We start from the raw sequence: 18,226 nt of genomic DNA, 5'->3' as shown, positions 1-18,226 counted from the left end.
TACAACAAAAGAGAAGATCTGAAATGAAATAATACAGTTGTTGGAACAACCGGCAGCTAATATCTGCTTAAATATCTAAAATTTGAACGGATTTTTGTGTAAATTATTTTACATGCACTCATGCACCGTTCGCACACTTTTCACCTGAACAAAAGAGAATGCGGCACAGGCATTTGACATCTTTTCCTGCCGGTATTTTTTCTGACTGGCAGAACCGGACATTTCTATTTTCTATATGTTTCCTCCTTGAAGCAAGAGTTCCATTGCCGAGGAAAAAATTTTGGGAATTTTATGCATGATTTGCATAGAGGATAAGAGGAGGAGTTCTTTTACTGTTATTAACAGAAGAAAAATAGATTGTAAAGATACAAGATTGGAAGATATATTTGCTACATAGAACCGCCGGAAAGCATAAAGTTGCTATCTGGCGGTTTTGGTGTAACAGGAAATTTTGCAAAGCAGGATTCTATATTGAAAAATGAAATTAAAAATGATATAATAATATTATTTTTAAATATGGAGGAATTATCAGGCATATGAAAAAAAGAACTACTGCTATACGTATGCTATCGGCTTTTTTGACATCTGCCATGATTTGCGGTTCGATACCTGTAAAAGGTCAGGAGATGTTTGGAACTGGTATATATCAGGAAACGGAAGCAGAGGATATAGAAGAATTTCAGGATTCTCAGACAAATGATTTTGAGACAAATACGGAATCAGATACAGAAGTATTTTCGTCTGACGATACAGAACAGGATTTCCAGGATGGAGAGACGCCGCAGGAGAATACAGAAGGAATCCGATATATCAAAGGTCGACCGTTAACAGAAGAGGAGAAAGAAGAACAATTAGAACCGTTTAAAAATCTGACATTACTAGATCCGGGACCAGAGGTGGAAAGTAATCTGACATCTGTTTATGCTGCCTATGGAAGCAGGGCCGCAGCCTTTCCATCTTATTATGATTCCAGACAAAAGGGACTGGTTACTTCTGTAAAAGACCAGCATCCATTTGGAATGTGTTGGGCATTTGGAATGGCAGCAATCATGGAGTCCTCTTTGCTGGCACAGAACAAAGGGACATATGACTTGTCAGAGGAACATCTGTCATATTTTTTTTCCAACAGGCAGAATGATCCGTTAGGAAATACTGCCAATGATATAAATTCGGTATTGGGAAATTACCATAATATAGGTGGCAATGATTACCTGGCGGCAGTTTTTCTCAGCACATGGTCAGGTATGACTACAGAGACAGATGTGCCGTTTCCTACAGACTCCTCACATAAACAGGATCTGACTGAGGCAATATCCGAAGATAAAGCGTACCATGCGGCTGCATATCTGAAAAATGCATCGCTTTCTGAATATAGCGAGGAGCGTATGAAAGAAATGCTGATGAATGATCATGCAGTATCTATCATGCTGTATATGTCAGAAAATTATGTCAATGCAGATACAGCAGCGTATTGTTACCCTGTAAACAGATCTTCGGGAAAAATGATCAATCACATTGTAACAGTAGTGGGATGGGATGATAATTATTCCAAAAACAATTTCCTGTCCAGTTCTAATGTGACACAGGATGGTGCCTGGATTATAAAAAACAGCTGGGGAAATCAAAAAGGTGATGATGGATACTATTATCTTTCTTATCAGGATCCAAATATCAGCAACCTGGTAACGGCAGAGGCAGTGACGATTGCAGATCAGAAATATAAAAATAATTATTTTTATGATGGATCTTCAGCGATTTCTTCTATAAAAGTACAGCCGGGACAATCAGTGGCTGCTGTTTACGAGGCAAAGGCAGGCAATGGAAAAGAAGAGGCTTTAGGCGAAGTCAATGTAGTTACCATGAACGATAATGCTTCTTATAAGATTCAGATATACACAGATGTCACAGACCCTTCTGATCCGGAAAGTGGTACAGCAGCATATGCGACACCTTATGAATTTGAACAGCCGATCGCCGGAGTGCAGACGATTACAGTGCCGGAAGTGGTTCTGAAACAGGGAAGCCGTTATTCGGTGGTGATTACAAATGCTGGAATCAGCTATATCAGTTACGGAGTGGAAGCAAATGCCAGCTATAGGACTTCGGGAGGCAGTAAATGGTTTTCTTCCACGGCAGGGATAGAGAATAATCAGACATTTCATAAAGGCGCAGCGGCTACAGCGAAATGGTCAGATGGAAAGACTAAAAACTGGTCGGCAAGAATTAAGGCACATACAAGAACGTTAAGTCAATCCTGGGTACCGGATACGCCGGTATTTCAGGTGAAGGCATATAATTCAGGATATAATCTTGTCTCATGGAAAGAAGTTCCTCAGGCGTCAGGATATTATGTTTACAGAAAACCTGCAACAGGTGGCTCATGGTCAAAAATTGCAACGCTGAAAAGCTCTGTACTTCAATATAAAGACAGTAAGATTACAGCAAGTTCATCATATCGATATACAGTGAGAGCGTACTATCAGGCAAATGGGAAAAATTATTTAAGTAAGTATACAACAGGTCCTGTGATTAAGGCGGCACCGGCATTGCAGAAAGTTTCTTCTGTGAAATCAGAAACGAATGGAATACGTATTCGCTGGAGCACGCAGAAGAAATGTGACGGATATTACATTTATAGAAAGAAAAAAGGCGGATCTTATCAACTGATCAGGAAAATTTCTGATAAAAATTTCTCATCATATCTGGACAAAAAAACCCAAAAAGGTGTATCATACTATTATGCGGTAAAAGCATATGTAAAAGAACCTTATGGAAACACTTACAGCAAATATAAGAGTTCATCTGCTGTAAAAAGAAAATAATAAATGATGAAGGAAAATGATTATGAAGAGAAAGTTAGGGGCAATAATAGCGACAGCTTTATGTTTTATCCTGACAGCGGTATCTGTTTACGCTGATGATGGGAGAAGCCAGAATCCGGATTATGTGACAGATTATTACATGATCGTGCAGAGCGCGCAGGGTGGCGTGGATATTTATGATGAGGCAGATCCACAGAGCGTGAAATTGAATGACAAACAGATTCCAAATGGCACAGCGATTCATGTGCTTGGTGAAAAAAGCGGGACAGATAATAATGAATGGGCATATACCCAATACCATGGAATGAATGGATATGTTCCGATGGGAGATTTGAATCCGGCTACCAGAGATGAAGCAATAGATAAGGAATATAATACTTTTGGCGGTAAAGATGTTGATTTCGAAGTGAAAATTCAGGGGAATGGTGTAAACGTACCGGTTTATAACGGACCTGGAGAGAAATTTGATGAAGTTTCAGGTTCAAATGGCATTGCGGATGAGACAACCGTACATATTTCTCAGTATGTCCAGGGCGAAGATGGAACAAACTGGGGAAAAACAGATACACAGGGTGTTGATCAGGGTTGGATTAATCTTGACCGCGATACAGACTACGTAACTGAGAATGCTCCGGCAGCTGAGAATCTTCCGGATGCGACAGGTACATCAGGAAATGTTCCAGCGGCAGCTGAGGAGGTTACACCGACACCAACAGAGGCAGTAACCCCGACACCGGAAGCAACCCCGACACCGAAGGCAACGCCTACACCGGAAGCAACACCAACAGAAAAGGCAACGCCTACACCAGAAGCAACTCCGACGGAAGAAGCGACACCAACACCAGAGGCAACTCCGACAGAAGAGGCTACCCCGACACCGGAAACTGTAGAAACAGAGAAACCTGATTCAACAGATGGAAAGAAAGCCAGTGAAGAACAGACTGAGAAAACATCTGGAAAGAATGTGAAGTCAGATTCAGGAATGAAGAATCCTGTAATCTGGATCAGTGGTATTGGTATTATTCTGATTGTAATATTACTGATCTATTTCCTTAAGAAGAAAAAATAAATAAAGATTAATGAAATCAAAGAGCAGCTCACCGGATGGTGAAGCTGCTCTTTTTGGAAAAATGTGTGTGTATAATTGAGACATTCTGAGGAAACCTCGAATAGTCTTAATTAACAAAAAAATGTTAACTTGTGTGTGCAAGTATAGTTTACAACTTTTTGCTGGATTAATCAAACTAAATTTTGAAGAATTTTTACGTTCAGTAACGCTGTTACTGTTCGCACACCACTATCCCGCGAGGTATTTTGGCATAAATATGCCAAAATCCCGAGACATACCGCGCGACTTTATGCGATTAGCATAAAGTCTGTGCATCGCGTAGCGTGTTACTGGGCACGGAGTGAACAGTAACGTAACACTTGCACAATACCGGAGGCGCACGTATAATAGGAGCAGGTAAAATACAAGGGTGAGGTAGAAAAGACTATGAAAATAACGGAAGAACTGCTGGAGAAGATGAAAGTTGAAGATGAAAACTTTTCGGATGGACTGATTTTACCAGACGGCGATTACATAAGAATTCTAAAGGGCCACCTTCATGGCATGATGGCGTTGCTTCCATGGACGGAAGATGAAATATGGAAAATGATTCCTGAAAATGATTCTCCGTTATTCTGGCTGATTGAGAAAACGGGCTGTGTTCTGACTGATTATAATAATTCCATAGGAATGAAAATGACGGTTGCTCAGCAGAAAGTATTTGATGCAATGAGAAAACATGGGATACTTACAGATGACTATTACGATCTGACAAAACAAAGAGAGAAAGCCAGAAAAGAAAGAGAACAGAATACAAGAGTAGAAGCCTGAACAGTAGAAGATAACGGAAAAAACATTGGGGTATAAAATGAAAATAATGTGACAATCGATTAATTTTAAGAGATGGATCGTTATAAAGAAATAAATGTATGGAGGGTGTAATAAATGGAAAGACACGCATTTGCAATGCAGGTAAAGGACGGCATGATGAATACTTACCGTCAGAAACTGGGAAAGGTATGGCCGGAACTGACCGCATTTCTTGACAGAAATCAGATAAAGAACTTCAGCATCTGGAATACAGAGAGGCTGATTTTCGGATACTATGAAAAAGAAGATGCGGCGGAACTAAGTGCAGAGGAGATTGCTGTCAGAGATAGACTGACAGAGGAAATGAAGGAAACATTTGAATGGATCTCCACACCTGGACAGGATATGCGTCTGATGTATCATAATTTTGGAATTGTAAGAAAGAATAAAGAACTGATACGTCACAGGGTATTTATGACAAAATTAAAAGAGGGATGCGAGGAAGAATACAAAGCACGCCACGATGGACTTATTGCGCAGAGAGGTGATACTGTGGATCCGGGTCCGGACAGTAATTTCAGTATCTGGAGCGCTGGCGGATATATTTTTGGCTATGATGAGATTGATACTACTATGGAAGTTGATGAAACTCAGGAAGCACGAAAAGCTACAGTGGAATGGGAAACCAGGCAACTTGGAATCATGGACTGGATTACCAATGACGTAGACTGGATGACAGGAGAATGGCATCCGGCATGCAGAAGACTCGCATGGCATAACTGACAGAAAAATAGATAGCAAATATAAAAGCAAATATAAAAGAGCAACACTTTGGAATTATGAAACTAATAATTCCGGAGGCTGCTCTTCTTGTTTTGCATAGAAATAAGTTAATGGTATCTCCATTTTAAATGTGTACACCATCTACTTGCTTGTGGATGCGAGACTATTCTTTACGAAACAATGTATTCGCGAGTTTGAAGAAAAATTTTCAATTTAGGAATCTGATTATTGAGGATAAGCGCTTCCGGAAACATTGCCTGATGAACAAACTCGGCAGAATATGTGAAATCTCCGATGTGTTCTTTGCCATGGCTGTCACTGGACAAGATGATTGGAATATTATATTTCCGGCAGTAATACAGGATTCTGGCTGTGTTTAATCTGGTATCGCCCCGGTAACCGTAAGGGGCAAGAGAAGCTTCGTTTATCTCAAAAATTACATTTTCCTGTAAAGCTGTTTTTGCTAAAGTTTCATAGTCCACCGGAAAATGTGTGTCGTCGCAGTGACCGAGGATTTTTACAGCAGGATGTTTCATTGCATTGATATAAGCCTGTGTATTCTGACTGACAGAGCCTGAACGGTAATTCTGACGGTGCATACTGATAATTGCATAATCCAGTTTATCAAGCAGTTCCTCTGACAGATCAATATGTCCTTCTACATCAAGGATATTTAATTCAACTCCATAAAGAATATCTATGCCAAATCTCTTCTTCGGGCAAAAAGGAAGACTGCGGAAATAAGAGGGAGTACCGGAAGCGAAAGTACCAGGACCATGATCGGAAATTCCAAGAAGTTTCAACCCTTTTTTGCTGGCTGTTTTTGCCATATCAGAAATCGTACAGTCAGTACCATGCCCGCTGGCAATGGAATGTGTATGGATATCGGAAAGATACATTTTTTCCTTCCTTTCAGTATAGATTTTTGCATTAATTGTGAAGCGAATGAAAAGTTAATGTTCACGCGCCACTGTCCCGAGAGATATTTTAACATGAAAATATCAAGATTCAACTTGTTGGCACACTAGAGCGTGTCTGAAAAAGGCTTTCTGCAAGATGTGCGTCACAATTTGTGGGATATTTTGCCCGGATGAGGGCGCCGTAGTGGGCTACGGCAACTGAATTCGGGTGAAATATCCCGCAAAGTGGGGCGTGCAGATTGCGGGAATGATTTTTCAGACACACTCTAGTACAGCGAATATTAAGTAACTGCTATATTGACTTGTCTGATTTTTCATCTGCGGCGTTGTCGTCAATCGCCGTAGACACCGCTACGCCTCATTCCTCCGCCTTGCAGTTGAAGAAATCATCCTGCGTCAATATAGCAGAAACTTAATTTTAGCTGTACTAGGATATACGGCGCGAGTTTATGTGATTAGCATAAAATTTATATATTACAAAAAGCATTACTGAACACGGAGTGAACAGCAACATATTTTATGATATAAGTATGACAGAAGAGAAATGGAAAGTCAATCAGAAAACAAAATAAAAACAACCAAAACAGGACAAAAAATAAATATAAAACAACATAAAAAGTCAATGAATATGTGTTGATTTATGTTGACTTAGTAAATGCCATAAGGTATAATGAAACTATATGAAAACATGGAGTCTCATTGCGCATCAACGGTCGCAATGAAGCTGTTTACTTTATGAAAAATAACGTGAACAGTTTTTATTCATGAGAAAGGAGCAACATGGAAAAATTTCAAACATCAGATATTCCAAAATCTCCCAGAATCCAGAAACTGGTAGATGCATTATATGCACACATGCCGGTAATAGAATCTGCTAGAGCGAAACTGATCACGGAATCTTATAAGGAAACAGAAGGACAGCCGATCATTACCCGCAGAGCGAAGGCTTTTGAACATATTCTTTATAATATTCCGATTATCATCCGTGATAATGAACTGATCGTAGGAAGTAGTACGATCGCACCAAGAGGATGTCAGACATTCCCGGAATTCTCCTATGAATGGCTGGAAGCTGAGTTTGACACTGTGGCAACAAGAACAGCAGACCCGTTTGACATTGCAGAAGAAACCAAGGCTGAGCTGAAGGAGGCGAATAAATACTGGAAGGGAAAAACAACCAGTGAACTTGCAACCTCCTATATGGCACCGGAAGCGATCAAGGCCATTGAACATAATATTTTTACACCGGGCAATTATTTCTATAATGGTGTAGGACATGTTACGGTAAAATATTGGGAAGTTCTGGAAATAGGATTTGAAGGAATCATGGCGAAAGCTCAGAAAGAGCTGGATGGTTGCAGTGTCGGAGATGGAAACTATGCCAGAAAATCACACTTCCTTGAGGCTGTAATTTCAAGCTGTCAGGCCGTGATTGATTATGCAGGCAGATATGCGAAACTTGCACAGGAGATGGCTGTGCAGACCAGTGACCCTGTAAGAAAACAGGAACTGCTTGTAATTGCAGAAAACTGCAGCAGAGTACCTGCAAAAGGTGCACAGAATTTCTATGAAGCATGCCAGTCTTTCTGGTTTGTACAGCAGCTGCTTCAGATGGAATCCAGCGGACATTCTATTTCGCCGGGACGTTTTGACCAGTATATGTATCCATATTATAAGAAAGATATGGAAGCTGGTACGATCACACGTGAGTTCGCACAGGAATTGATGGATTGTATCTGGGTTAAATTAAACGATCTGAATAAATGTCGAGATGCAGCTTCGGCAGAAGGATTTGCCGGCTACAGTCTTTTCCAGAATCTGATCGCAGGTGGTCAGAATAAAGAGGGAGAAGATGTGACGAACGACCTCTCTATTATGTGTATTCAGGCATCCATGCATGTAAGACTGCCACAGCCGTCACTTTCGATAAGAGTATGGAATGGTTCACCGCATGAATTCTTGATCAAGGCTGCCGAACTGACAAGAACAGGAATCGGACTTCCGGCATATTATAACGATGAGGTAATTATTCCTGCATTACAGAACAGAGGATTATCCCTGGAAGATGCGAGAGAATATAATATTATTGGCTGTGTAGAACCGCAGAAAGCGGGAAAGACAGAAGGTTGGCATGATGCTGCATTCTTTAATATGTGCAGACCACTGGAACTTGTTTTTGCCAACGGTATGGACAAAGGCGAGATGGTGGGAATTCCTACCGGCGATGTCACTAAGATGCAGACGTTTGATGAGTTCTTTGATGCATATAAGAAACAGATGGAATACTGTATTTCACTGCTTGTAAATGCAGACAATGCAATCGATGTGGCTCATGCGGAGAGATGTCCGCTGCCATTCCTTTCCTGTATGGTGGATGACTGTCTGAAAGAAGGAAAATCAGTGCAGGAAGGCGGAGCTGTCTATAACTTCACCGGTCCGCAGGGATTTGGAATCGCAAATATGGCGGACGGACTTTTTGCAGTGCGTAAGCTGGTGTATGAAGAGAAGAAAGTATCCATGGAAGAACTGAAAGAGGCACTTGCGTGGAACTATGATAAGGGACTGGATGCTCAGTCGGCAGGAGATATTGCGGCAATGATTATGAAAGCAATGCAGAAAGCCGGCAGAAATGTAGATGCCACAACAGCAGCAGAACTTCTGAAAACACTGATCGGAATGAAACCGGGAGAGCAGAAAACACAGAGATTCAAAGAAATCCATGATATGATCGATGAAGTTCCGAAATTCGGAAATGATATCCCGGAGGTTGACTATTTTGCAAGGGAAGTTGCCTATACATATTCCAAACCTCTTCAGAATTACAGTAATCCAAGAGGCGGAAAGTTCCAGGCTGGTTTATATCCGGTATCTGCCAATGTACCGTTAGGCGGACAGACAGGAGCAACTCCGGATGGAAGATATGCCCATACACCTGTTGCAGATGGCGTTTCACCGTCAGCGGGTAAGGATGTGAAGGGGCCTACAGCAGCAGCAACTTCTGTATCAAGACTGGATCACTTTATCGTATCGAATGGAACACTTTTTAATCAGAAATTCCATCCGTCTGCTCTTTCAGGAAGAGAAGGGCTGGAGAAGTTTGTTGCTTTGATCCGTTCCTATTTTGACCAGAAGGGAATGCATATGCAGTTTAATGTAGTAGACAGACAGACACTTCTGGATGCACAGGAACACCCTGAGAAATATAAACACCTGGTAGTCAGAGTTGCAGGATACAGTGCTTTATTTACAACACTTTCCCGTTCTCTTCAGGATGATATCATCCGCCGTACAGAACAGGGATTCTGACAGGAAGATGTAAGAAGTAAACAGGAAATATAATGAGTAACGATAAGGACTGAAGAAAGGAAAAAGCATGGACTATTTGGATACAAAGGGCAGAGTGTTTGATGTCCAGAGATATTCCATTCATGATGGACAGGGCATAAGGACAATCGTATTTCTGAAAGGATGTGTCCTGCGGTGCAAATGGTGCTGCAATCCGGAATCCCAGGAGTATCAGATCCAGACGATGAAAGTTCTGGGAGAAGATAAAATCATAGGCCGCGACGTGACAGTTAGGGAGATGATCGAAGAGGTTGAGAAGGACAGGCCATATTATTACCGGTCAGGTGGAGGGATGACTCTTTCGGGTGGAGAATGTCTATGCCAGCCGGAATTTGCAGGAGCTCTTTTGCGGGCAGCAAAGGAAAGAGGAATTTCTACTGCAATCGAGAGCATGGCGTGTGCGAAATGGGAAACTATTGAATCAATCCTTCCGTATCTTGATACTTATCTGATGGATATCAAACATACAAATACACAGAAACATAAAGAATTTACAGGCCGCTCCAATGAACTGATGATGGAAAATGCCAGAAAAGTAGCACTTTCCGGAAAAACAAAGCTTGTGATCAGAGTTCCTGTAATTCCTACTTTTAATGATACCGTAGAAGAAATCCAGGGAATTGCAAGATTTGCAGATACACTTCCCGGAGTGGATAAAATTCATTTGCTTCCATATCACAGACTTGGACAGGATAAATATGAAGGCCTTGGAAGACCATACCTGATGGGTGAGATTGAGCCACCATCCAAAGAACATATGGAAACATTGAAAAAAGCAGTGCATGCAGTCAGCGGTCTGGACTGCCAGATCGGCGGATGAGCAGAAAGATAAAAACAAATAAAAACAACATAAATAAAACGATAAAAACAACACAAAACAACGGAACTATATTGACTTTTTATGACTGATAGTGTACAATCACAAGTAGAAACGTCAACGAAATCCAATGCCTTAAGGAGGAAAATGAGCATGGTAAACGAATATGAAATCAAAAAACAGATCTGCGACATCGGAAGAAGAATCTACAACCGTAACATGGTAGCTGCAAACGATGGAAACATCTCTGTAAAACTGAACGACAATGAATTTCTTTGCACACCAACAGGTGTATCCAAAGGCTTCATGACACCAGAGTATATCTGTAAAGTAGACAGAGAAGGAAATGTTATTCAGGCAAATCCTGGATTTAAACCATCTTCTGAAATTAAAATGCATATGAGAGTTTATGAGAAGAGACCAGATGTAGGTTCTGTTGTACATGCTCATCCAATTTATGCAACATCTTTTGCAATCGCAGGTATTCCGCTGACACAGCCGATCATGCCGGAAGCCGTTATCTCTCTTGGATGCGTGCCGATTGCTGAATATGGTACACCATCTACAATGGAGATCCCGGATAACCTTGAGAAATATCTTCCATATTTCGATGCAGTTCTTCTTGAAAACCACGGAGCACTGACATGGAGCACAGACTTAAATGCAGCTTACATGAAGATGGAATCTGTAGAGTTCTACGCACAGCTTCTGTATCAGTCAAAAGTTCTTGGCGGACCTAAGGAATTTGATGAGAAGAACATTGAGAAACTTTATGAAATTCGTCGTAAATTCGGTATGGCTGGTAAACATCCGGCAAACCTCTGCCTGAACAAAGACGGCAAGAACTGTCATAACTGCGGTGGAGCATGTCAGGACGGAGAATTCAAGAAATTCCCTGGATATCAGTATGATTTCGTAGGTGGAGATTCAAAACCGGCAGAGAATAATGCTGCATCTGATGCACAGTTAGTTGCTGAGATTACAAAACAGGTAATGGCTCAGTTAGGAATGAAATAAGAGCATAGATAATCAAGGAGGACAGTCTCATGCCAATTAATGAGAATATGGTACAGGAAATTGTACAGGAAGTTATGGCAAAAATGCAGATAGCAGACGCTCCGACTGGCAAACATGGCATTTTTAAAGAAATGAATGATGCAATTGAAGCTGCCAAGAAATCACAGCTTATTGTAAAGAAAATGTCCATGGATCAGAGAGAAAAAATTATTACCTGCATTCGTAAGAAAATAAAAGAAAATGCAGAAGTAATGGCACGCATGGGTGTGGAAGAGACCGGTATGGGAAATGTAGGAGATAAGATTCTCAAACATCATCTTGTAGCTGATAAGACACCGGGAACAGAAGTTATTACAACAACTGCATGGTCAGGAGACAGAGGATTAACTCTTATTGAAATGGGACCTTTCGGTGTGATCGGTGCTATTACTCCATGTACCAATCCAAGTGAAACAATTTTATGTAATACAATGGGAATGCTTGCAGGAGGAAATACAGTTGTATTTAATCCTCATCCGGCAGCAATCAAGACTTCCATTTATGCGATCAATCTTCTGAATGAAGCATCATTAGAGTCCGGCGGACCGGATAATATTGCGGTTACTGTAGAGAAACCTACTCTTGAAACCAGCAATGTAATGATGAAACATAAAGACATCCCGCTTATTGCAGCAACCGGGGGACCTGGAGTTGTAACTGCAGTTCTTTCTTCCGGCAAACGTGGCATTGGTGCAGGTGCAGGAAACCCTCCGGCACTTGTTGATGAAACAGCTGACATCCGTAAAGCGGCAACAGACATTGTAAACGGATGTACATTTGATAACAATCTTCCATGTATCGCAGAGAAAGAGATCGTAGCAGTTTCTTCTATCGTAGATGAGTTGATGCATTATCTTGTAACTGAGAATGATTGTTATCTTGCATCTAAAGAAGAACAGGATAAACTTACAGAAGTAGTTCTGGCAGGCGGAAAACTGAACCGTAAATGTGTCGGACGTGACGCAAGAACACTTCTTTCCATGATCGGTGTCAATGCACCGGCAAATATCCGCTGTATCGTATTTGAAGGACCGAAGGAACATCCGCTGATCACAACAGAGCTTATGATGCCGATCCTTGGTGTAGTAAGAGCAAGAGATTTTGATGATGCAGTGGAACAGGCAGTATGGTTAGAACACGGAAATCGCCATTCTGCACATATCCATTCAAAGAATATTGATAATATTACAAAATATGCGAAAGCAATTGATACAGCAATCCTTGTAAAGAATGCACCATCCTATGCTGCATTAGGATTTGGCGGTGAAGGCTATTGTACATTTACAATCGCAAGCCGTACAGGTGAAGGTCTTACCTGCGCAAGTACATTTACCAAGAGAAGACGCTGCGTAATGGCAGACAGCCTTTGCATTCGTTAAAGATGATGAGTTAAGGAGAGAAAGAACATGGACATGAATAATGTAAATATAGAAGAAATCGTGAAACAGGTTCTCTCCGGCATGACAGGAAATGCACCGGCAGCAGCAACAGTTTCTGCACCGGCAGCAACAACTGGAATCCCGAAGACAGCCAGAGTAGCTGTATTAACTGAAAAGGAACATTTCGAACTGAAAGAATATCCGATTCCTCCGATTGGAGATGACGATATCCTGGTTAAAGTTGAAGGATGCGGTGTGTGTGGTACAGATGCACATGAATTTAAAAGAGATCCATTTGGCCTGATCCCGGTAGCACTTGGACATGAAGGTACAGGTGAAATCGTGGCTATGGGTAAGAATGTTAAAGTAGATACTGCAGGAAAACCTGTAAAGGTTGGCGATAAAGTCGTTACCTGTATGATCTTTAAAGATGATCCGGAAATCACAATGTTCGACCTGAACAAGAAGAACGTAGGTGGAGCTGACGTATATGGACTTCTTCCGGATGATGATGTACATCTTAACGGATGGTTCTCCGATTACATCTTCTTAAGAGGTGGAAATTTCGGAACTACATTCTTTAATGTAAGTGATCTGGATCTAGATTCCCGAATCCTCATCGAGCCATGTGCAGTACTTGTACATGCAGTTGAGAGAGCAAAAACAACCGGAATCCTTCGTTTCAACAGCAGAGTTGTAGTTCAGGGCTGCGGACCAATCGGTCTGATCTGCATTGCAGTACTTCGTACTATGGGCGTAGAACATATCTGCGCAGTAGACGGAAATGAGAAACGTCTTGAATTTGCGAAGAGAATGGGAGCAGATACAAGCGTTAACTTCATGAACTTCAAAGGAATCGAAGCACTGACAGAGGCTGTAAAAGAAGCACAGGGTGGACACCTTGCAGATTTTGCATTCCAGTGTACAGGAAATCCAAAAGCTCATGCAAATATTTATAAATTTATCCGTAACGGCGGCGGCCTTTGCGAACTTGGTTTCTTCATCAATGGTGGAGATGCTACAATTAACCCGCACTTTGATCTTTGCTCCAAAGAAATCAATCTGGTTGGTTCCTGGGTTTACACTCTCAGAGATTATGTTACAACATTTGATTTCCTTAAGAGAGCAAATGCAATCGGTCTTCCAATGTCTGAACTGATCACAGATAAGTTCCCGTTAGAGCAGATCAACGAAGCTCTTCAGACCAACCTGGCAATGACAGGTCTTAAGATTGCAGTTGTGAATAAATAATATAAGCCTGGCAATAAAGGAGAATCGAAATGGCAGAAGCTGTAGGAATTTTAGAGGTATTCGGGCTGGCAACAGCCTTTGTAGCAGGCGATGCCGGATGCAAGGCAGCGAATGTCCGCCTGGAGGTTTTTGATAAAAATAAACCAGCCAATGCTGACAGCCTGCCGGTACCGCTCCTTGTCTGCATTAAATTCAGAGGAAGTGTAACTGATGTTACAGCTGCTGTGGAGGCAGGCATGGAAGTTGCAAACAGAATGACTGGTGTGGTACAGCACTATGTAATCCCGAACCCGGAAGAGGGAACGGAAAAAATGCTGAAAATCAGCGCCCTGGATAAGGAATAGCAGTTGCATATCCTTCAGGTATCAGTTAAGATAGAATCAGATAGTTTTTTGTAGATTCAGGAGGAAGATAAAATGGCACAGGAAGCATTAGGAATGGTTGAGACCAGAGGACTTACAGCAGCAATTGAAGCAGCTGATGCAATGACAAAAGCAGCTGAGGTTGCATTAGTAGGAACAGAGAAAATCGGATCCGGACTTGTAACAGTTATGGTTCGTGGAGATGTCGGAGCTGTTAAGGCAGCAGTAGAGAGCGGAAGCGCAGCAGCATCCAGACTTGGTGAATTAGTTGCTACACATGTAATTCCGAGACCTCATACAGACGTAGAGAAAATCCTTCCAAGCATCTGACCAACAGATTAAGAAGTTATAAATAAGGAGTTCGCTCATGAGTAAATCATACGGATTTATAGAAATCACAGGTGTTGTTGCAGCAATTGATGCATTGGACATTATGTGCAAAACTGCAGACGTTGAGCTGGCGTCATGGGAACGTAAGCTGGGCGGACGACTGGTTACTATTATAGTTGAAGGCGATGTATCTGCCGTTACGGAAGCTGTAAATGCTGCAGTGGTAGGTGCAATCAAGAAACCGGTAAGTTATGCAGTAATTGCACGCCCCCATGAAGAAACCGTCAGAATGGTGGAACTGAGTGCAAGTCGCTGGAAGAACAAGGACAAGCAGGGGGATGAATAATGGCTGAAGAGAATAAACCGGAAGCAGATAAGAAAGCCCCTAAAAAAGCAGCCACTCCAAGAAAGACCAGGAGTACAGCCGGAAGAGCAAAAGCTTCTGCGAAGACGGAAGTAAAGGCTCAGACAGCAGATACGGCGGCAGAAACAACAAATGAAACAGAATCCCAGAAGGAAAATAGTATAGAAACAGTATCTCATAAGGAGGAGAAAATTATGACACAGGAAGCATTAGGAATGGTAGAAACCAGAGGACTTACAGCAGCAATTGAAGCAGCAGACCAGATGTGCAAAGCAGCTAACGTTGCATTAGTAGGAACAGAGAAAATCGGATCCGGACTTGTAACAGTTATGGTTCGCGGAGATGTCGGAGCTGTTAAATCAGCAGTAGAGAGCGGAAGCGCAGCAGCATCCAGACTTGGTGAATTAGTTGCTACACATGTAATCCCAAGACCACACACAGATGTAGAGAAAATCCTGCCTGTATTAAAATAATTTATCCGTCATTTCTGACAGAAAGCAGGTGTATTCTTGGAAACTAATAATATTGAACTGATTACCCGAATGGTTATTCAGGCAATCAATAAAAATGAGAAAAAAGGCGATGGATTCATGGTTCCCATCGGAGTTTCTGCAAGACACATTCACCTGACACAGGAACATGTGGAAGCATTATTCGGATCTGGATATCAGCTTACAAAGAAAAAAGATCTGATGGGTGGTCAGTTTGCTTCCAATGAGACAGTTACCATTGTGGGACTGAAACTTCGTGCCATTGAGAATGTAAGAATCCTGGGACCGGTACGTAAGGCCTCACAGGTTGAGGTATCTGCTACAGATGCGATCAAACTTGGAATGAATGTTCCGGTTCGTGAATCAGGAGATGTTGCAGGAAGTGCGCCGATAGCAATTGTAGGACCGAAAGGTGCTATTTATCTGAAAGAGGGATGTATCGTGGCAATGCGCCATATACATATGTCTCCGAAAGATGCACAGGCTGCAGGTGTGAAAGATGGTGACATTGTATCAGTGAAAGCGGATAATGAAAGAGGGACAATCTTTAATCAGGTTAAAATCCGCGTGGATGACAGTTTTACACTGGAAATGCACATTGATACAGATGAGGCAAATGCAGCAAAGATTGCTACAGGCAATACAGTAACAATCATTAAATAATATGATATCAGGGTCAAAAGACTTTTTGTCCCTAACATCATAATATCGGGGGCCAAAGGTCAAAAAAGCCATTCGTGCCTGCACGATAAGGTTTTGAACAGGATCCCTTAAGTATTAATTTGGGGGCAAAGATTTTGCCCCCAATATTATTATTACAAATAATTTGGAGGCTCATATGATCGTAGGCAAAGTTGTTGGAAGTGTGGTATCCACACGTAAATGCGAGAAACTGATAGGAAGTAAATTTATGATTATCGAGCCTGTGCATCATATGAAAGGCGACCTCAGCCAGCTGGTGGCAATCGATATGATAGGAGCCGGAGTTGGTGAATATGTATTGGTGGCACAGGGAAGCGCAGCAAGAATTGGCTGCGGCGTAGAAACAGCACCGGTAGATGCGGCGATAGTTGGTATCATTGATGACGGTGCAGGATTGGAGTAACGCCATGGAAATCAAAGAATTACAAGATATTATACGGCAGAATGGTGTAGTAGGTGCCGGTGGAGCTGGATTCCCTACTTATATGAAGCTCACAGATAAGGCCGATACCATTCTTATGAACTGTGCAGAGTGTGAACCATTACTGAAGTTACACAGACAGTTATTGGAAAAGCACGCATATGAGATTATGAAAACATTCCATATGATTCAGAAAACTGTAGGAGCTTCTGAGGCAATCATTGGAATCAAGAAATCTTATGTACAGACAATTCAGGCATTAAATCAGCATATTGAAGAATTTCCTGGAATGAGGCTGCATCTTTTGGATGAAGTTTATCCGATGGGAGATGAAGTTGTACTCATTTATGAGGCAACCGGACGAGTAGTACGACCGGGTGGACTGCCGATTGAGCAGGGTGTAGCTGTGTTTAATGTTGAGACAGTTTATAATGTATATCGTGCTGTAGAAGAGAAACAGCCGGTAACAGACAAATATGTATCTGTTGTTGCCGAAGTAAGTGATCCGGTTACAGTGAAAGTTCCGCTGGGATGTACCCTGGAGGAAGTTGTAGCCCAGGCTGGCAGTACAACAGTAAAGGATCCTGTCTATTTCGTAGGAGGCCCTATGATGGGGCGTATCGGAAATGGTTCAGATCCGGTGACAAAGACAACAAATGCGATTTTGGTCCTTCCAAAAGACCATCTTATTGTAGCGAAGAAACAGCGGACTTCTTCCATAGATTTAAAACGTGCAGCATCTATCTGCTGCCAGTGCAATACCTGTACAGATTTATGTCCGAGACATAATCTGGGACATCCGATCGATCCGGCGAAATTTATGAGAGCTGCATCAAATAATGATTTCAGAGACCTGAATCCATATATAGATGCTTCCTTCTGCAGTTCCTGCGGTGTATGTGAGATGTACTCATGTCCGCAGAGTCTTGCACCGAGAAGTCTTCTCGCAGATATGAAGGGCGGTCTGAGAAAAGCAGGTATCCGTCCTCCGCAGGGTGTACAGCCGAAACCGGTACAGGAATCCAGAGAATACCGTAAGGTTCCGGAAGAACGTCTGATGGCGCGACTTGGTCTTACGAGATATGACAAGGATGCTCCTCTGAAAGAAGAACTTGTACAGGTTAAGAAAGTAAGGATATTATTGAGCCAGCACATCGGAGCACCTGCACAGGCAGTGGTCAAAGCCGGTGATGAGGTAACAAGAGGGCAGATGATCGCACAGCCGGCACAGGGCTTAAGCGTTGGAATCCATGCCTCTGTCAGCGGTAAAGTCACAGAAGTAACAGACCGTTACATCATCATTGCAGTAAAGTAGAAAGGACGTG

17 protein-coding genes and 2 pseudogenes are annotated in these 18,226 nt (G+C 42.0%); 17 read left to right on the top strand and 2 right to left on the bottom strand.

The annotated features are described in order from the left end of the window. Positions 1–536: 536 nt before the first annotated feature. The 4 genes from ACTNC0_RS04500 (at position 537) to ACTNC0_RS04485 (ending at position 5,463) form a co-directional block, all read left to right on the top strand. A complete protein-coding gene (locus ACTNC0_RS04500) occupies positions 537–2,822 on the top strand; it encodes a C1 family peptidase (protein WP_441086479.1) in 2,286 nt (761 codons plus the stop codon). A gap of 22 nt (positions 2,823–2,844) precedes the next feature. Next, positions 2,845–3,891, top strand: coding sequence for a hypothetical protein (locus tag ACTNC0_RS04495; protein ID WP_441086478.1), 1,047 nt, complete (start codon positions 2,845–2,847; stop codon positions 3,889–3,891). A gap of 426 nt (positions 3,892–4,317) precedes the next feature. Next, entirely contained in the window at positions 4,318–4,701 is a 384-nt protein-coding gene (locus ACTNC0_RS04490; protein WP_441086477.1) for a hypothetical protein, read from the top strand. A gap of 114 nt (positions 4,702–4,815) precedes the next feature. Then, positions 4,816–5,463: an L-rhamnose mutarotase gene (locus ACTNC0_RS04485; RefSeq protein ID WP_441086476.1), complete on the top strand. Its 648-nt coding sequence runs from the start codon at positions 4,816–4,818 to the stop codon at positions 5,461–5,463. Positions 5,464–5,633: 170 nt separating this feature from the next. Here ACTNC0_RS04485 and ACTNC0_RS04480 read toward each other — a convergent pair whose 3' ends face one another. Both ACTNC0_RS04480 and ACTNC0_RS04475 read right to left on the bottom strand, forming a co-directional pair. Continuing rightward, positions 5,634–6,362, bottom strand: coding sequence for a phosphatase (locus tag ACTNC0_RS04480; protein WP_441086475.1), 729 nt, complete (start codon positions 6,360–6,362; stop codon positions 5,634–5,636). Positions 6,363–6,471: 109 nt separating this feature from the next. Next, positions 6,472–6,582, bottom strand: a pseudogene (locus tag ACTNC0_RS04475) (DUF6783 domain-containing protein); the annotation flags it as partial. On the opposite strand from ACTNC0_RS04475, the pseudogene ACTNC0_RS04470 reads away from it, so the two are divergent. The 13 genes and pseudogenes from ACTNC0_RS04470 to ACTNC0_RS04410 all read left to right on the top strand — a co-directional run bounded on the left by ACTNC0_RS04470 (position 6,532) and on the right by ACTNC0_RS04410 (position 18,216). Continuing rightward, a pseudogene (locus ACTNC0_RS04470) lies at positions 6,532–6,672 on the top strand (DUF6783 domain-containing protein). The pseudogenes ACTNC0_RS04475 and ACTNC0_RS04470 overlap by 51 nt on opposite strands. Before the next feature lie 491 nt (positions 6,673–7,163). Then, positions 7,164–9,689: a glycyl radical protein gene (locus ACTNC0_RS04465; protein WP_441086474.1), complete on the top strand. Its 2,526-nt coding sequence runs from the start codon at positions 7,164–7,166 to the stop codon at positions 9,687–9,689. Positions 9,690–9,756: 67 nt separating this feature from the next. Beyond that, positions 9,757–10,548, top strand: a complete 792-nt coding sequence (locus ACTNC0_RS04460) for a glycyl-radical enzyme activating protein (RefSeq protein WP_441086473.1) — start codon at positions 9,757–9,759, stop codon at positions 10,546–10,548. A 150-nt stretch (positions 10,549–10,698) separates the two neighbouring features. Next, complete coding sequence (locus ACTNC0_RS04455) at positions 10,699–11,562, top strand: class II aldolase/adducin family protein (RefSeq protein WP_441086472.1); 864 nt, start codon at positions 10,699–10,701, stop codon at positions 11,560–11,562. Between the two features lie 29 nt (positions 11,563–11,591). Then, on the top strand, positions 11,592–12,980 hold the full coding sequence (locus ACTNC0_RS04450; RefSeq protein ID WP_008705584.1) for an aldehyde dehydrogenase family protein: 1,389 nt from the start codon (positions 11,592–11,594) through the stop codon (positions 12,978–12,980). 27 nt (positions 12,981–13,007) lie between these two features. After that, positions 13,008–14,231: a zinc-binding dehydrogenase gene (locus ACTNC0_RS04445; protein ID WP_020993375.1), complete on the top strand. Its 1,224-nt coding sequence runs from the start codon at positions 13,008–13,010 to the stop codon at positions 14,229–14,231. A gap of 29 nt (positions 14,232–14,260) precedes the next feature. Beyond that, positions 14,261–14,575 (top strand): BMC domain-containing protein, encoded by a 315-nt coding sequence (locus ACTNC0_RS04440; RefSeq protein ID WP_441086471.1) that lies wholly within the window; start codon positions 14,261–14,263, stop codon positions 14,573–14,575. Positions 14,576–14,647: 72 nt separating this feature from the next. Further along, positions 14,648–14,923, top strand: a complete 276-nt coding sequence (locus tag ACTNC0_RS04435; protein ID WP_008705581.1) for a BMC domain-containing protein — start codon at positions 14,648–14,650, stop codon at positions 14,921–14,923. Positions 14,924–14,960: 37 nt separating this feature from the next. After that, on the top strand, positions 14,961–15,269 hold the full coding sequence (locus tag ACTNC0_RS04430) for a BMC domain-containing protein (RefSeq protein ID WP_441086470.1): 309 nt from the start codon (positions 14,961–14,963) through the stop codon (positions 15,267–15,269). 212 nt (positions 15,270–15,481) lie between these two features. Next, the gene (locus ACTNC0_RS04425; protein ID WP_005427721.1) at positions 15,482–15,760 is read left to right on the top strand and encodes a BMC domain-containing protein; all 279 of its coding nucleotides are present in this window, start codon (positions 15,482–15,484) and stop codon (positions 15,758–15,760) included. A gap of 69 nt (positions 15,761–15,829) precedes the next feature. Next, positions 15,830–16,441, top strand: coding sequence for a phosphate propanoyltransferase (locus tag ACTNC0_RS04420; RefSeq protein WP_441086505.1), 612 nt, complete (start codon positions 15,830–15,832; stop codon positions 16,439–16,441). 175 nt (positions 16,442–16,616) lie between these two features. Next, positions 16,617–16,883, top strand: coding sequence for a EutN/CcmL family microcompartment protein (locus ACTNC0_RS04415; RefSeq protein WP_026648404.1), 267 nt, complete (start codon positions 16,617–16,619; stop codon positions 16,881–16,883). Positions 16,884–16,887: 4 nt separating this feature from the next. Next, the gene (locus tag ACTNC0_RS04410; RefSeq protein ID WP_441086469.1) at positions 16,888–18,216 is read left to right on the top strand and encodes a 4Fe-4S dicluster domain-containing protein; all 1,329 of its coding nucleotides are present in this window, start codon (positions 16,888–16,890) and stop codon (positions 18,214–18,216) included. Positions 18,217–18,226: the final 10 nt, after the last annotated feature.

This window comes from Blautia sp. HCP3S3_B11, from assembly GCF_052064435.1.
GTDB lineage: Bacteria > Bacillota > Clostridia > Lachnospirales > Lachnospiraceae > Blautia_A.
This window is presented reverse-complemented; position numbering and strand designations above follow the sequence as displayed.

Excerpts from the sequence above, each read along its gene's own strand:
- ACTNC0_RS04430 (WP_441086470.1), top strand. The coding sequence starts at position 14,961 with ATGAGTAAATCATACGGATTTATAGAAATCACAGGTGTTGTTGCAGCA.
- ACTNC0_RS04465 (WP_441086474.1), top strand. The coding sequence starts at position 7,164 with ATGGAAAAATTTCAAACATCAGATATTCCAAAATCTCCCAGAATCCAG.
- ACTNC0_RS04410 (WP_441086469.1), top strand. The coding sequence starts at position 16,888 with ATGGAAATCAAAGAATTACAAGATATTATACGGCAGAATGGTGTAGTA.
- ACTNC0_RS04485 (WP_441086476.1), top strand. The coding sequence starts at position 4,816 with ATGGAAAGACACGCATTTGCAATGCAGGTAAAGGACGGCATGATGAAT.
- ACTNC0_RS04420 (WP_441086505.1), top strand. The coding sequence starts at position 15,830 with ATGGTTATTCAGGCAATCAATAAAAATGAGAAAAAAGGCGATGGATTC.
- ACTNC0_RS04495 (WP_441086478.1), top strand. The coding sequence starts at position 2,845 with ATGAAGAGAAAGTTAGGGGCAATAATAGCGACAGCTTTATGTTTTATC.
- ACTNC0_RS04415 (WP_026648404.1), top strand. The coding sequence starts at position 16,617 with ATGATCGTAGGCAAAGTTGTTGGAAGTGTGGTATCCACACGTAAATGC.
- ACTNC0_RS04490 (WP_441086477.1), top strand. The coding sequence starts at position 4,318 with ATGAAAATAACGGAAGAACTGCTGGAGAAGATGAAAGTTGAAGATGAA.
- ACTNC0_RS04425 (WP_005427721.1), top strand. The coding sequence starts at position 15,482 with ATGACACAGGAAGCATTAGGAATGGTAGAAACCAGAGGACTTACAGCA.
- ACTNC0_RS04460 (WP_441086473.1), top strand. The coding sequence starts at position 9,757 with ATGGACTATTTGGATACAAAGGGCAGAGTGTTTGATGTCCAGAGATAT.
- ACTNC0_RS04450 (WP_008705584.1), top strand. The coding sequence starts at position 11,592 with ATGCCAATTAATGAGAATATGGTACAGGAAATTGTACAGGAAGTTATG.
- ACTNC0_RS04500 (WP_441086479.1), top strand. The coding sequence starts at position 537 with ATGAAAAAAAGAACTACTGCTATACGTATGCTATCGGCTTTTTTGACA.
- ACTNC0_RS04480 (WP_441086475.1), bottom strand. The coding sequence starts at position 6,362 with ATGTATCTTTCCGATATCCATACACATTCCATTGCCAGCGGGCATGGT.
- ACTNC0_RS04455 (WP_441086472.1), top strand. The coding sequence starts at position 10,699 with ATGGTAAACGAATATGAAATCAAAAAACAGATCTGCGACATCGGAAGA.
- ACTNC0_RS04440 (WP_441086471.1), top strand. The coding sequence starts at position 14,261 with ATGGCAGAAGCTGTAGGAATTTTAGAGGTATTCGGGCTGGCAACAGCC.
- ACTNC0_RS04445 (WP_020993375.1), top strand. The coding sequence starts at position 13,008 with ATGGACATGAATAATGTAAATATAGAAGAAATCGTGAAACAGGTTCTC.
- ACTNC0_RS04435 (WP_008705581.1), top strand. The coding sequence starts at position 14,648 with ATGGCACAGGAAGCATTAGGAATGGTTGAGACCAGAGGACTTACAGCA.